Genomic DNA, 14126 nt, shown 5'->3' with positions numbered 1-14126 from the left:
TGATGACTGTTTCCAAGAATCTGATCGAAGACGCCATCGCCTGGCGTCGCGACTTTCACTCGGCACCTGAGCTGGGTTTCGAAGAGCTGCGCACCTCTGAACGGGTTGCGCAATTGCTGGAAAGCTTCGGCATCGAGGTCCATCGCGGCCTCGGCGGCACCGGTGTGGTCGGTACCCTGCGCACCGGCGATGGCCCGACCATCGGCATTCGTGCCGACATGGACGCGCTGCCTATTCAAGAGTTGGCGAAGCATTCCCACAGTTCGAATCACAAGGGCTGCATGCACGCCTGTGGTCACGACGGGCATACCGCCATCTTGCTCGCCACCGCTCGCCATCTGAGCGAGACGCGCAATTTCACCGGCACGGTGCATTTCGTGTTTCAGCCCGCCGAGGAGAATCTTGGCGGTGCTGGCAAGATGATCGAAGACGGTTTATTCAAGCGCTTCCCGATGCAGGCGATTTACGGCCTGCATAACTGGCCGGGCGTGCCAGCCGGGCACGTGGTGATCAATCCGGGGCCGATGATGGCGTCGCTGGATACGTTCGAAATCGTCCTGACCGGCAAAGGCAGCCACGCCGCCATGCCGGACAAAGGTGCCGACCCGATTGTTGCCGCAGCGGAACTGGTGCTGGGTTTGCAGACCATCACTTCGCGACGCCTCTCGCCGCTGGACTCGGCAGTGATCAGCATCACCCAGTTCAACGCCGGAGAAGCGATCAATGTGATTCCAGAAACCGCTGTGTTGCGCGGAACTGTGCGCTGCCTGCAATCGCCGGTTCGCGACAAGGTTGAAAAGCTGATCGGCGAATTCGTCGAGCAACTGCCGACAGCGTTCGGGGTCAGCGGCAAGCTGGATTACACCGTCGGTTACCCGGTCACGGAAAATAATGTCGATGCCGCCGCGACGATGCGTCGCGCGGCCATTGCGGCAGTGGGCGAGGACAAGGTTCAGTGGGGCTGCAATCCGTCCATGGCGTCCGAAGACTTCGCGTTCATGCTCAATGAATGTCCAGGTGCTTATGTCTGGCTCGGCGTGGATGGCGAAAAACCTTCAGCGGCGCTGCACAACCCGTACTACGACTTCAACGACCAGGCCATCGAGCCGGGTGTTGCGGTGTGGACGAGTCTGGTAGAGCAGGAATTGCCGCGGGATTAACAAAGCCGCTCAGTACCTGTGCAGACTGTGTGAAAACGTCACGAGCGATGACAAGACAAGGCAAAAACAGGCGAAAAAGCGGAGTCTAGGCGTTCTAAATGAGCATTTTTCGCCTGTTTTTAACGCCGTATTGTCGAGCGCAGTAGTTTTCACACAGTCTGCACAGGAATGAGCCAATCTCAACGTCGCGCTATCAGCACTCCACCCACTTCACCGCCAACCCGCCGCGTGATGTTTCCTTGTATTTGTCGAGCATGTCGGCGCCGGTGTCGCGCATGGTGCGGATGGCTTGATCCAGCGAAATGAAGTGCTCGCCATCGCCGCGCATGGCCATTTGCGCGGCATTGATGGCTTTTACTGCAGCGATGGCATTGCGCTCGATGCACGGCACTTGCACCAGACCGCCCACCGGATCGCAGGTCAGTCCCAGGTTATGCTCCAGACCGATTTCCGCTGCGTTTTCCACTTGCTCCGGCGTCGCGCCGAGAATCTCCGCCAGACCCGCCGCCGCCATGGCGCACGCCGAACCGACCTCGCCCTGACAGCCGACTTCCGCACCGGAGATCGACGCATTCTTTTTGCACAAAATCCCCACCGCTGCGGCGCTCAGGAAGAACCGCACGACGTCATCTTCGTTGGCATCAGGATTGAATTTCATGAAGTAATGCAGGACCGCCGGGATAATCCCCGCTGCGCCGTTGGTAGGCGCAGTGACCATGCGCCCGCCTGCTGCGTTCTCTTCGTTGACCGCCAAGGCAAACAGGTTGACCCATTCCATGGCGCTCAAGGTCGAGCTGATCACGTTCGGCTTGCCCAGCTCTTGCAGGCTGCGATGCAGACGGAACGCCCGACGCCGCACATTCAGACCGCCAGGCAATATGCCTTCCTCGCTCAAGCCTTTGTTCACACAAGCCTGCATGGCGCTCCAGATATGCATGACCTTCGCGCGGATTTCTGCCTCGGTGCGCCAGACTTTCTCGTTCTCCAGCATCAGACCGGAGATGCTCAAGCCGTGCTTCTTGCACAGACGCAACAATTGCGCGCCACTGGAAAAATCGTAAGGCAGTTCGGTGGTATCGCTGTCCAGGACGCCGCTGGCCGCCTGCTCGGCATCGATGACAAAACCGCCGCCCACAGAATAATAAGTCTGCTCATACAGCTCGCCAGTGGCACCATAAGCGCAGAGCGTCATGCCGTTGGGGTGATAAGGCAGGCTTTCCTCCAGCAAGCGCATGTCGCGCTGCCAATCGAAGGTGATCTGATGGTCGCCCGCCAGCAGCAATACCTGCGCCTCAAGCACCGCTTGCACACGCGGGGCGACTTGAGCCGGGTCGACCTGATCGGGCCATTCGCCCATCAAGCCGATAACCACGGCCCGGTCGCTGCCATGCCCGATCCCGGTTGCAGACAACGAACCGTACAAACGCACTTCCACGCGCTCGACCTGGTTCAGCAGCTCCATTTCACGCAGCTGGGTGCTGAAGATCGCCGCAGCCCGCATCGGTCCCACGGTATGAGAACTGGAAGGGCCGATGCCGATTTTGAACATGTCGAAGACGCTGATAGCCATACAGATTTCTCGATTCGTGAGAGGCTTGAAGAACCACTTTTCTATGCTTGGCATTCTTGGCATTGCCCGGCTGATCGACAAACGAAACTTCCTAAGCCACGGTTAAGCAGAACTGATCAATGAGCAAAATCCTCAACGCGCAAATGCACGCCTGGCTTCAAGTCTTCGCCTGTGCTGCCCGGCACCTGTCGTTCACCCGTTGCGCGGATGAGCTGCATGTCACGCCCGGAGCGATCAGCCAGCAGATGCGCCAGCTGGAAGAACGCCTGGGTTTCGCGCTGTTTCATCGGGTGGGACGCGGGCTGGAACTGACCGCCGAAGGCCAGCGCCTGGCAGTGGTCGCCAACGAAGTGCACAGCCGCATCGATGACGAATTGCGCCTGCTGCACTCCGGCCGAATCGGCGGGGTGTTCAAGCTGCGCTGCATTCCGTCGTTCCTCAGCAAGTGGCTGATGCCGCGCCTGCCGCTGCTGGAACAGGCGTTCCCGGACATTCAATTGCGTATCGTCGCCGAAGACAGCAGCGGCTCGTTGCGCGACGACGATTTCGATCTGGCCATCGACCTCAACGACGGCAGTTATCCGGGCCTGATGACCACGTCATTGCTGGAGGAGGAATTGTTTCCGGTCTGCTCCCCTGCCCTGCAGCAAGGCAAGCCGCCGCTGGATACGCCCAGCCAGCTGGTGCATTACCCGTTGCTGCACGACATCACCGCCTGGCGTGGCAGCTATGAATATGCGGAGTGGGAGTTTTACCTGAATGCCATTGGCGCATCCGGCATCGATGTGCGACGCGGCCACACGTTCAATCGCAATCACCTGACCATCGAAGCGGCGATCATGGGCATGGGCGTGGCCATCGCGCGCAAGGCACTGATCACCAACGAGCTGGAAGAAGGCTCATTGATCGTGCCGTTCGGCCATCCGATTGCAGCGCGCAAGAAATACGTTCTGGTTTACCGCGAGGGCGCACTCAACACCCCGGCGCGGCGTGCGGTGCATGACTGGTTGGTGGAGCAGGCGTTGATGCGTTGATGCCAACGCCTGTTGGAGCTACCGGGGTAGCTCCAACAGTTCGTGGTCTAGTGGAAGAACTCGGCGATCATCACGGCACCGATAAACGTGCCGAAGTTCGCCAGGAATGACACCAGTACGATGCGCCAGCCCAGCAGGCGGAAGGCCGGCAAGTCCTTGGCAATCGACAGGCCCGCGAAGGCCAGCATCGGGGTGATCACCGCCAGCATGTTCACCGCACCGACCATCTGCGAAACCTGCGCAGCCCAAGGGTTCAGCGGCGAGGTCATGAACATCGCAATCACCGAGACAGTGCAGACCGCCGGGATCTTGCGCTTCAAGGCAACACACAACATCTCGCCGATGAATACGGCCAGGATCATCACCGCCACGCCACCGAAGGCTGCCGACGAAAGTGTCTTGTAGCCCACATAGTTGGCGATCAGGGCCAATGCGCCCGCTGCCAGCCACGCGCTGATCTTGCCAGGCCAGCCCAGCTCGCGAACTTCCAGCTGCACGTCGTCGTGCTTGGGCCCGGAGGTCAGGACCGAAGCCTTGGTGGTGCGGCCGATGATCGGCTCCAGCACGCGATAGCCCCAGACTGCCAGCGGCAACGAGATGAACAGCGTGAAGTACGTGCCAATGGTAGTGGTGATCAGGTTCGACGCGGCGGCCAGCGCCATGACTTCCTTGGCCACTTCCGGCGTCTGCTGGGCCGCGATGGCGCCAGCGGCGGCGGCCATCATGCTGCCCGAACCGATGCCGGAACCCATCGCCAGCGAGTTGGGATGGAAAATCCCCAGGCTGGTAATAAAGCCGGCGACGATAGCGATGAACAGCGCACCGAACAAAGTGCCGGTCAGGTATTCGGCCAACACGCCGCGGCCTTCGGGAGAGTCCATGCCGTAACGCTCGCCGATGATCGCCAGGCTAGGCTCGCGGCCCACCGAGAAGGTCGCGCCAATCGCTTCGCGCTTGATCCCCAGCATCAAGGCGACCGGCAGACCAAGGATAACCGTGCCGACAAAGTGGCCGAACTCTTGAAACACCAGCGCCCAGCCGGAGGCGAATACCACTGGCAAGGAGCCGCCCACCACCATGCCCAGCTTGGCGATGAACACCAGCAGCGCAGGTTGCAGAATCGAAGCGGAGCGCATTTGATCGCCGTAATCCAGGCCGATGGTGCCCGGCACCCGACGACTGATCAGGCCAATGCCTGCACCGATCAGCAATGCCCAGACCATTGGCAGCAGCACGACTTTGCCGGGGCCCAGGGGAATACTGATGGCGCCGATCGACTCGGCAATAATCAGGATGACTGCGGCCCAGACGTACAGTTTGACCGTCGACGAAACAGCACGGCTATCACCCAGTGTCACGGCTTGCGAATGTTGCATGGTAATCCCCTTCACCTGCTGAACAGCCGTCATGCGGCCGATCAATAGTTGTTGTTTTTCAGGAGGCGCCGACGGCACCCAGGGCAGTTTCAAATCCATGCCAGGCATGGAGGCTCACGCGAGGCGGGCCATATCTCTTATTGCGCGAATCTGTCGAGCAGATCGGCCTTTGGCTACCGCAACTGGCGAGGCGAAAAATACCCTGACGAAGGGAACTTCAACGCGTCTAACCACTCTGCGGTGCAGCTCGAGTATGGGTAGCGTGAGGGCTCACACCAATATTGCTGAATGGATTTATTGTTGCCTTAAACAGAACACCGAATGCCGGGGAAGCATGCAGCAAACGTAGCATTTTGTAGGAGGAGACTTGTCCCCGAAAGACGGCAGTCTCAGACAGCGTTAACGTTGTGGACTTTCGTTGTCCGGACCATCGTATTCGGGGACAAGTCCCCTCCTACCGGTCGTTAGAGATTCCGGTAGGAGCGAACTTGTTCGCGAAGGGGCATACCTGACGCCGCTTCGCCAACAAGTTGGCTCGTGCGCTTCTATCAATCCAGACGGAACCGCGCCGTGTTGTCGCTCAACGCACGACTGCCTCTGCTCAAGGTATCCGCCGCCTGATTGACCGCACGAGCACCATCGAGCAAACGCCCCGCAGCCTGATCGACTTGCTGGATATTGCCGCTGACTTCATCGGCCGTACTGGCCTGCTCTTCCACTGCTGTGGAAATTTGCGCGAGGGTGTCGGTGACGCCTTGCACCGCACTGGCGATTTCCACCAGACGCTGACCCAGCCCGGTCACCGACTCGGCATCGGTGATGGCCTGGCCGCATGCGGCTTCCATCAGCCCGACGGCCTGGCTCACTGTCGAGCGCAGGCTGTCGACCGTGCCGGCGATTTGCGCAGTGGACGCTTGCGTGCGCTGCGACAGGCTACGCACTTCATCGGCTACTACCGCAAAACCACGCCCCTGCTCGCCGGCCCGCGCCGCCTCGATGGCCGCATTGAGCGCCAGCAAGTTGGTCTGTTCGGCGATGCCGCGAATGGCATCCACCACCGACTGGATCTGCTGGCCTTGCTCGCTGACCCGCCCCAACGCCGACGCGGTATCCGTCAGACGCTGATTGAGCTGCTGAATACTGTCCGTGGTGCGCTGGCTGTCGCGGCTGCTTTCTTCGGCAATCTTGCGCGTTTGCCGCGCGCTGTCGGACGCTTGCTCACAGCTTCTGGCCACGCCCTGAGACGTCGCCGCCAACTCGGTGGCCGCTGCGGCGATCTGACTGATCTGATGCTGCTGCTCTTCGACTTCATTGAGCGTGCCGCTGGACTGAGCATTCAGGGTCAGGACTGCCTGGCCGAGCTGCAAGGTTTCGTGATTGACGCCTAGCAAGCTGGTGCGCAGCTGGACCACGGCCACGTTAAGCGCAGTGCTGATCGAGGCCAGCTCATCACGTCCTTCCACCTGCACCTGAACACACAGGTTGCCATCGCGCAGGGACTCAGCCAGGGTCGTGATACCGCTGGCACTGCGCCGGATCGACGCTTGCAGACAGGCAAACAGATAAAGCGCGGCCAGCAGCAGCAAGCCAAAGCAAATGCCAATGGGGATGAACTGCATGTTGGATTTTTCGCGGTAATACGCCAGGCGCGTATCCAGCGATTCCAGTGAGTGATTGCGCAGCGTGGCCAGATCGCCGAGCAGTGCATCAACACTGCGCTCGAACGCTGGCGGATCGAGTTTGATACTGCCGCCAAAGACACCGTCATCCAGGACTTTCAGTTCTGTGTCCAGGCGTTGCATGGTGGCGTTGTACTCGTCCGCCCAGGTGCGCAACTCCGAAGGCAACTTGGCCTGCAGCGCCGCACCCGTCTTGAGCATCTGATCGCTGGCATCGCTGATCCGGCCACGCAACTCGCGCACTTGCAGGCGGCTTTGCAAACTGAACTGCCCGGTGACCACCGACGTTTGCCCGATACTTGCCATGCGTCCGATGCGTTCGATCAGCTCCGGGATCTGCTGCGTCGACATTTGCATCAATAGATAGGTTTCAAGCCAGGGATCGAGGATCAAGCCGCTGTCTGTGGCGATCTGCTCGCGCAATGCCTGAAGATTACTCAGTGCGGTGGTGAAACGGTCATATCCGTCCGGCCACCAGCCCACCGTACGCAATGAAGCGATGTCCATGCCACTAACTGAAGCTTGCAGCGTTTCATAGCGTTTCGCGACGTCGGCATCGGAGCCCTCGGTCTTGAGCGTGGTGCCCAACGATTCAAGGGCCTGCGTTATGCGTGGATTCGCCGCATCCATGGCAGACATCGCCGCTTTGGCGGCCGGAGTCGGCTCGCGAAGAATATCGGCAGCCTTCCACCGTGCAGCGTTATCGCGCTGCCCTGAAAGCTCGCGATCAAGCACATCCAGCGCCAATAACTGGCGAACGCCCGAACGCTCGCCCGAAATCAACGCAAGTTTGCTGCGGTAGTCCTGCCCGATCATCCACAGACTGCCCACCAGCGGCAGCATGAATAACAGAAACAGAACCTGAAACTTGCGAGCAAAACGGAACCGTCCCAGCAACCGCATTCCCGGCGATAACACACTGTACATGTCCGACTACTCCCCTGGACGCTCTGCAAACACGGCAACGGCCGTGGCAGTTATCACTGAATACGCTAACGGCAAAATGCCATGCTATTGATTAAACGGCGATATTCGCCTGATTTCTTATTATTCGGACCAACGGAACCTGAGCAGGCTGTCAGGAACAACGCTTCGGCTAATAACACAGCAAAGCAAGATTCGGACCGTAGGACCGGCTGTCGGCGTGATGTAGGAAACATCGGGTTTTTCAGCGGGCACTCCACAAATACATCAATGACGTTTACGCTTTTAGCATTTCAGGCATGAGGAATATGAAAATGGCCGGTGACAATCCGCAACTGAGTGTGGCCTCCCAACCCACTGGACCCAAACCCAGTTCCTATCAGAAACGCTTCAATAGCCTCTTAAAGAAGATCCAAACTCATCGTGGCACCCTTGAGGCGTGGAACAGCGCCGAACTGGCGTACCAAAAACTCTGGGCAGAAGAATTCATCCCAACGCTGGATAAGCTGCAGGGTTATCAGCTGGAGTTACTGCTCATCCTCGACGCCGCCAGCATGCGAATGAAATTCAGCAAAAAAGATCTTGGTACGCTCCAACGCCTCGTTCATGAGCTGATCGATGAATTGATGGCTGGCGGTCATCCGCAGCAAGCCGAGCTAAAAGAGATCTTCTCCCGGCACGCCGGAGTTGATTTCGACACTTTTCGAGAAGAAGAGACGGCTCAGTTCAAGGCTATTCTAGAGCGCGAGCTTGACGTCGAGCTCGACGACGACAGCGCAACTACCCCCGAGGAACTCGCCCAGATTTTATTTGCCAAACTGAGCAATGACGCAGGCGAAGCGCCCAAACAATCAGCCAACCGGAAGAAAACGGCGCGGGAAATCCGCCAGGAACAAGAACTGGCGAAAGGTAGCCAGTCAGTTCGCGAAATCTACCGCAAGCTTGCCAGCGCACTCCACCCGGACCGGGAAACCGACGAAGCCGAGCGCACTCGGAAAACCGCGCTCATGCAGCGGGTAAATCATGCCTATGCCGCAAAGGATCTTCTGAGCCTGCTGGAACTGCAACTTGAGATCGAACAGATCGACAGTGACCACATCAGCACTCTGCCGCAGGAGCGCATCAAGCATTACAACAGGGTGCTGGCTGAGCAGGTCAAGGAGCTGGAAGAAGAGATCAGCTTTCGCAATTTCATATTCAACGAGCAATTCGAACTGCCGCCGTTCGAGACCACCAAACCCGCCGGTATCCCCCGCAAATGTGACAGAAAACTGGGCGAACTGGTTGAGGAGCTTTTCGATCTTGAATACGTCGTGGAAGACTTGAAGCCGGATGCCAAAAATATAAAATTCTTCCTGCGCTCCCAGCGCGAGACGTTTGATGAATGGGACAACCAGAGTCTGTTGGATGATCTGTTCCGCTAGACCGGGAAGAATCTACAGCCCGTGGATTGAAGGCGAAAACCTAACCGCTTGATCACACGGATAAATTTTTCAGATCAACGCTTGACACATATCCGTTATCCGCGAATAATGCGCGCCACTTGGCTACATAGCTCAGTTGGTTAGAGCATAGCATTCATAATGCTGGGGTCCGGGGTTCAAGTCCCTGTGTAGCCACCAAGTACCGGTTTACAGACATCTTCGGAAGTCTATAGACCCATCAAGAAGCCCGCCTCGTGCGGGCTTTCTTGTGTCTGGCTGTATGGTTTTATCACTGCCCGGTCACCTCCCTCGCCTCCTGCTCGCCTCAATTCAACCCGCCGCCTCATTCACGACGCGTGCGGTCCGGATAAACAGCGCGCGCACTTTGTCCCAGAAATTTCCGCCCAGGACGAAGAAACTGCCGATAAACATTGCGTCTCCCAGTGCCTGGGCCTGCCAGAGGTTAGGCCGCAGCCCCGGCCAGATGGTGTCGATATAGGGTTCGAGAAATGCAGCGATGAGCGGCAGGCAGAACATGACTACGCCGATCTTGTGGCGCGTCGGCCCCACTTCGAGGTCGACAGACGGGGCCAGATTTGAAACATAACCGAACACGCTGCGTTTCAATTGCTGGAATCCGGACTTGCCCATGATTGCGATGACAAGAATCAGCAGGACCTTGTTGCTGATGAACAGGATGCCGGTCAGGGCTGCGATCCTTGAACCCGGCACGCCGACCGCGGCCATGATCGGTACCGTCAACCAGGAGCCGGCCATTACACAGATAATTGCGATGCCTGTCTTGAAGCGCCAACCGGCAGAGTGTGGCGCGACACTGTCTTGAGTGTTCATTGTCATCGTCCCTTTTTTATTGATTTTCAGCTGCTCGTACGACCCTCCGAATAGCGTAGCAGGGGCTACGCTAAAACGACCAAGCCCGGTTGAGGCGAGCAGGTCCAGGTAGTTTCAGGTCGTGATGACATCAATCAGGTCTCCATCCGGTCGGCCACGCTTCAGTGGCCTTCGTTGAAGGAAAGCACTTGATGCACCCAGGCATAGCCATGCTGATTCCGCTGGGCCAACTTCTTCTATTGGGGATGTTCGGCCTCGCAGGCTGCATGCGCGTGGGCCCGGAGTTCCAGCCTCCGGGTGAAACCTGGGTCGAGCGCTGGACAAGCCCGGCGCTTGAGCAATCCAGCCGACGCGGGACGGACCCGGATGTGCGCCAATGGTGGAAAGTTTTCAACGACCCGGTTCTCGACCGGCTGATCGCCGAGTCCGACGCGCACAACGCTAACCTGAAAATCGCCGGATTACGCGTGATGCAGGCGCGCGCTCAACTGGGCATCGCGCAAAGCGCCCGCTACCCGCAAGTGCAGCAGGCCAGTGCCGACGCCTTGTACTTCAATCGCCGGCAATCGGGCGGGAGCAATCCGCAAGACAGCCATTTCTGGCAATACAGCGCTGGCTTTGACCTGGGCTGGGAACTGGATTTCTGGGGACGCTTCAGTCGTGCCATCGAGTCGTCCGATGCCGCCTGGTTCGCGGCGCAAGCCAACTATGAAGACGCGCTGGTGTTACTGCGCGCCCAGGTCGCCTCCACTTATTTTGCGGTGCGGACAACCGAGGCGCGATTGCGCGTCGCTCGGGAAAACGCCGAGCAGCAAAAACGCAACTTCGAGATAACCCAGCGCCTGTTCAACAGCGGTCAAACCGCCGAGCTGGATCTCCAGCAGGCCCGCACCCAATACCTCGGGACGCTGAGTATCATCCCCAGCCTTGAAGATCAGCTGCAACGGACCCGCAACGCGTTGATGGGGCTGATTGGGCGACCTCCCGGTGTTTTTTCAGAGCTGACCAGCAATGAAGGGCTGATTCCACTGGTCAGCCAGGCCGTGCTGCAGGAAGTACCGGCCATGCTGCTGACCCGCCGCCCCGACGTCCGCGCCGCCGAGCTGGATGTCGCGTCCCAGTCCGCACTGATCGGCGTGGCACAAAGCGACTTCTACCCGTCGCTGACGTTGCTCGGCAGCATCGTCTGGTCGACTGATTCACTCAGCGGCACGTCTCGCAGCCTGGACAGCGTGGGTGGCCCGAGTCTGCGCTGGAACCTGTTCGACCACGGCCGGATCAGCAATAACGTGCGGGTTCAGGATGCGCGATTGCAGCAGCTGATCGAGGTCTACCGCGAAAAGGTGCGCCAGGCGGCCCGCGAAGCAGACGATGCGGCCTATGGCCTGATCAAATCCTTGCAGCGCGAACAAATCCTGCAGCAAGCCCAACTGGCGGCCAGACGCTCACTGGTCCTGGCGAGTACGCAGTATCGCGAAGGTTATTCCGACTTTCAGCGGGTGCTGGACGCGCAGCGGGCCTTGCTCGATCAACAGGACAATTACCTGCTTGCCCGCAGCGACGCCGTCAACAATCTCATCGATCTGTACAAAGCCTTGGGAGGCGGTTGGTACAGCGCCCAGCCTAAAGTCGATCCGGCGACCCGCAAGGTGATGCAGGAACGCTCTGACTGGGGCGGACTCATGGATGAGCCCGCAGTTGCAGCACCTGCCCTTCGCCAACCCGATACGGTGAACGAACATGAGTGAAGTCGCCCCGCCCTCCCCCGATGCCTGCGATTCGCCCGCTGCCAAAGCACCGCCGCCAGCAGCTGATCCGAGCAAAAAAGGCATCAAATGGGTGCTCTTGCTGATCGTTCTGAGCCTGGGATGGTATTTGTTGGCGGACCGCTTCACGCCCTACACGCAACAGGCGCGAGTCGGTGCGTTTGTGGTTCCGGTGGCCGCCGAAGTCGCCGGTCGCGTCATCCGGGTGAACGTGCGCAACAATCAGGACATCAATACCGGCGACATACTCTTCGAGGTGGACCCGCAGCCCTATCAGATTGCGGTAGATCGCGCCGTAGCCGACCTTGAGTCCACGCGTCGGCAAATCGGCGCGAGCAGCGCAGGAATTGTCTCCGCGCAGGCTTCCCTGCGCGCGGCGCAAGCGAACGAACTCAAGGCGCGGCAGGACAATCAGCGTCTTGAAGGCCTGTATCGGCAGGACCGCGGAACCATATCGGTACGTCTGCTGGAAGTGTCCCGCGCCAGCCTCGAACAAGCGGCCAGCCAGGTGGCGGCTGCCCGCGCCGAAGTTCAGCGGGCGCGCGAACAGGAAGGCGGCAACGACGAGGTCAACGCCACCTTGCGCAGTGCGGCCACGGCGCTGTCCAAGGCCCAGCTGGATCTGGCCAATACCAGCGTTCGCGCGCGCTCCTCGGGACTGGTCACTGATTTGCGCACTGACGTCGGGCAATTTGCCGCCGCCGGTACGCCGGTGATGACCCTGATCGCCATTCATGACGTTTGGATCACTGCGGACATGACCGAGAACAACCTGGGCCTGATCAAGCCCGAGACGCCGGTGGCGATTATTCTCGATGCGCTGCCCGGCGAGGTGTTTGCCGGACGCGTGCGCAGCATCGGCTTTGGCGTGAGCGTGGGCCAGCCGCCAGCGCCCGGGACCTTGCCCAGCATTCAGAACAGCCGCGACTGGTTGCGTCCGGCGCAACGCTTTCCGGTGATCATCGAGTTTTCCGCTGCGTCGAAAACCCGATTGCAAGACAGCGGCGCGATCCGCGCCGGGGGACAAGCCGAAATAATGGCGTTTCCCGTTCAGGGTAATCCACTGAACCTGCTCGGCCGTTTGTTCGTGGCAATGATGAGTTGGCTCTCCTATGCCTATTGAACGCAGGCCTATTGAGCGCGGGCCACGCGTTCAGCGCGCCTTGCGCCTGGCGACCGGCACTGCGCTATGCCTGGCGGCCAGTTTTGGCCTGGGATTACCGATTCCTTTCATGGCGCCAGTGCTGGCCTTGCTGCTCCTGTCCACGCTTGCTCGCCCGCTGACGTTCAAGGCGGGCGTGGTCCTTGCGCTGGCCGCGTTGCTGACCACCGGTTTCGGCCTGGTGTTGATCCCGATCCTGCGTTATTACCCGCTCAGCGGCGTACTGCTGGTCAGTACAGGTCTGTTGCTGGCATTCCGCATTGGGCTGCGCGGCGGCAACAATCTGATCGTTACATTTCTGGTCATCGGCCTGACCATGATCTCCTCGGCGGGGATCGCCAGTTTTGCCTTGGCGGCGACGGTCATTGAGGCTTTGGTCAAAGGCTTGATCCTCGCCGTGGTGGCGGTTGCCGTGAGTCACTGGCTGTTTCCCGAAACCGTGGATGCAGCCGCGCCACCCGCCACCCGAAACTTGCCTGCCACGCAAGTCGGTCAACTGGCGCTGCGCGCCACCCTTATCGTCCTGCCGACATTCCTGCTCGCGCTGCACGATCCGGCCAGCTATCTGCCTCTCATCCTCAAGGCTGTGAGCCTTGGCCAACAAACCTCCATGACCACCGCCCGCAATGCCGGTCGCGAGCTGGTCGGCTCGACATTGCTTGGCGGTCTGCTGGCGATCCTGTTCTGGTGCGCCCTCAGTCTGTTTGTCCATCTATGGATGTTTTTCCTGTGGATGCTGCTGTTTGGCCTGGTGCTGGCGCGCAAGCTGTATGCCTTGAGCCCGACGCGGCTGACTCCGGGATTCTGGCTCAACAGCATGATCACGCTGATCATCCTGTTAGGCCAATCGGTTCAGGACAGCGCCGCAGGCAAGGACGTCTACACAGCGTTCGCAGTGCGAATGGGCTTGTTCATCATCGTGACGCTGTATGCCTGGCTGATGGTAAGCCTTCTGGAATGGCGCAATGCATGGCGGCCGACCCACTGACTCAGTTACTGGCCAGTCGATAAATCCCCACGCTTGGAAAAACATCTCAATTGCAAGTAATTACCATTTACTTAAATGTGAAAATTTCGTAGTCTGCGCCCATTCACCACGTAGTCCATTTCCCAAACATGCGCGAGATAGAGCGCTGCGTGTGTTTGCGCGGTCGACACGTGTTTTTTGCTTAACGTAGG

At 59.3% G+C, this 14126-nt stretch carries 10 protein-coding genes and 1 tRNA gene; 7 read left to right on the top strand and 4 right to left on the bottom strand.

All coding sequences use genetic code 11. The features are described from left to right. Positions 1-2 precede the first annotated feature (2 nt). On the top strand, positions 3-1160 hold the full coding sequence (locus tag AABC73_RS04955; RefSeq protein WP_341522684.1) for a M20 aminoacylase family protein: 1158 nt from the start codon (positions 3-5) through the stop codon (positions 1158-1160). A 193-nt stretch (positions 1161-1353) separates the two neighbouring features. Here AABC73_RS04955 and AABC73_RS04950 read toward each other — a convergent pair whose 3' ends face one another. Next, positions 1354-2730, bottom strand: coding sequence for an L-serine ammonia-lyase (locus tag AABC73_RS04950; RefSeq protein ID WP_341522683.1), 1377 nt, complete (start codon positions 2728-2730; stop codon positions 1354-1356). 119 nt (positions 2731-2849) lie between these two features. Between AABC73_RS04950 and AABC73_RS04945 the strand changes: the two genes are divergently transcribed. Then, on the top strand, positions 2850-3764 hold the full coding sequence (locus tag AABC73_RS04945) for a LysR substrate-binding domain-containing protein (RefSeq protein ID WP_065833295.1): 915 nt from the start codon (positions 2850-2852) through the stop codon (positions 3762-3764). 47 nt (positions 3765-3811) lie between these two features. On the opposite strand, the gene AABC73_RS04940 is transcribed toward AABC73_RS04945, so the two are convergent. Next, positions 3812-5140 (bottom strand): DUF3100 domain-containing protein, encoded by a 1329-nt coding sequence (locus tag AABC73_RS04940; protein WP_341522682.1) that lies wholly within the window; start codon positions 5138-5140, stop codon positions 3812-3814. Between the two features lie 548 nt (positions 5141-5688). Then, entirely contained in the window at positions 5689-7746 is a 2058-nt protein-coding gene (locus AABC73_RS04935) for a methyl-accepting chemotaxis protein (protein ID WP_341522681.1), read from the bottom strand. Positions 7747-8057: 311 nt separating this feature from the next. Here AABC73_RS04935 and AABC73_RS04930 point away from each other — a divergent pair, with 311 nt between their 5' ends. Both AABC73_RS04930 and AABC73_RS04925 read left to right on the top strand, forming a co-directional pair. Next, positions 8058-9167, top strand: a complete 1110-nt coding sequence (locus AABC73_RS04930; protein ID WP_341522680.1) for a molecular chaperone DnaJ — start codon at positions 8058-8060, stop codon at positions 9165-9167. A 121-nt stretch (positions 9168-9288) separates the two neighbouring features. Further along, positions 9289-9365 (top strand) — tRNA-Met (locus tag AABC73_RS04925). A 132-nt stretch (positions 9366-9497) separates the two neighbouring features. Here AABC73_RS04925 and AABC73_RS04920 read toward each other — a convergent pair. After that, entirely contained in the window at positions 9498-10025 is a 528-nt protein-coding gene (locus AABC73_RS04920; protein ID WP_341522679.1) for a transporter suffix domain-containing protein, read from the bottom strand. 203 nt (positions 10026-10228) lie between these two features. Here AABC73_RS04920 and AABC73_RS04915 point away from each other — a divergent pair, with 203 nt between their 5' ends. The 3 genes from AABC73_RS04915 to AABC73_RS04905 are packed head-to-tail and all read left to right on the top strand — an operon-like array spanning position 10229 to position 13935. Continuing rightward, positions 10229-11767, top strand: coding sequence for a TolC family protein (locus tag AABC73_RS04915; protein WP_341524175.1), 1539 nt, complete (start codon positions 10229-10231; stop codon positions 11765-11767). Beyond that, positions 11760-12908 carry an HlyD family secretion protein gene (locus AABC73_RS04910; RefSeq protein ID WP_341522678.1) on the top strand — a complete coding sequence of 383 codons (1149 nt, stop codon included), beginning with the start codon at positions 11760-11762 and terminating at the stop codon, positions 12906-12908. Before AABC73_RS04915 ends, AABC73_RS04910 begins: the two co-directional genes overlap by 8 nt. After that, positions 12898-13935, top strand: a complete 1038-nt coding sequence (locus AABC73_RS04905; RefSeq protein ID WP_341522677.1) for a DUF2955 domain-containing protein — start codon at positions 12898-12900, stop codon at positions 13933-13935. The genes AABC73_RS04910 and AABC73_RS04905 overlap by 11 nt, the downstream gene beginning before the upstream one ends. The last annotated feature ends 191 nt before the right edge of the window (positions 13936-14126 follow it).

The organism is Pseudomonas sp. G.S.17 (genome assembly GCF_038096165.1).
Taxonomy (GTDB): domain Bacteria; phylum Pseudomonadota; class Gammaproteobacteria; order Pseudomonadales; family Pseudomonadaceae; genus Aquipseudomonas.
This window is presented reverse-complemented; position numbering and strand designations above follow the sequence as displayed.

What these genes read in the sequence shown, in the direction of transcription:
- AABC73_RS04955 (WP_341522684.1), top strand. Translation starts at nt 3, where the DNA reads ATGACTGTTTCCAAGAATCTGATCGAAGACGCCATCGCCTGGCGTCGC.
- AABC73_RS04950 (WP_341522683.1), bottom strand. Translation starts at nt 2,730, where the DNA reads ATGGCTATCAGCGTCTTCGACATGTTCAAAATCGGCATCGGCCCTTCC.
- AABC73_RS04945 (WP_065833295.1), top strand. Translation starts at nt 2,850, where the DNA reads ATGAGCAAAATCCTCAACGCGCAAATGCACGCCTGGCTTCAAGTCTTC.
- AABC73_RS04940 (WP_341522682.1), bottom strand. Translation starts at nt 5,140, where the DNA reads ATGCAACATTCGCAAGCCGTGACACTGGGTGATAGCCGTGCTGTTTCG.
- AABC73_RS04935 (WP_341522681.1), bottom strand. Translation starts at nt 7,746, where the DNA reads ATGTACAGTGTGTTATCGCCGGGAATGCGGTTGCTGGGACGGTTCCGT.
- AABC73_RS04930 (WP_341522680.1), top strand. Translation starts at nt 8,058, where the DNA reads ATGGCCGGTGACAATCCGCAACTGAGTGTGGCCTCCCAACCCACTGGA.
- AABC73_RS04920 (WP_341522679.1), bottom strand. Translation starts at nt 10,025, where the DNA reads ATGACAATGAACACTCAAGACAGTGTCGCGCCACACTCTGCCGGTTGG.
- AABC73_RS04915 (WP_341524175.1), top strand. Translation starts at nt 10,229, where the DNA reads ATGCTGATTCCGCTGGGCCAACTTCTTCTATTGGGGATGTTCGGCCTC.
- AABC73_RS04910 (WP_341522678.1), top strand. Translation starts at nt 11,760, where the DNA reads ATGAGTGAAGTCGCCCCGCCCTCCCCCGATGCCTGCGATTCGCCCGCT.
- AABC73_RS04905 (WP_341522677.1), top strand. Translation starts at nt 12,898, where the DNA reads ATGCCTATTGAACGCAGGCCTATTGAGCGCGGGCCACGCGTTCAGCGC.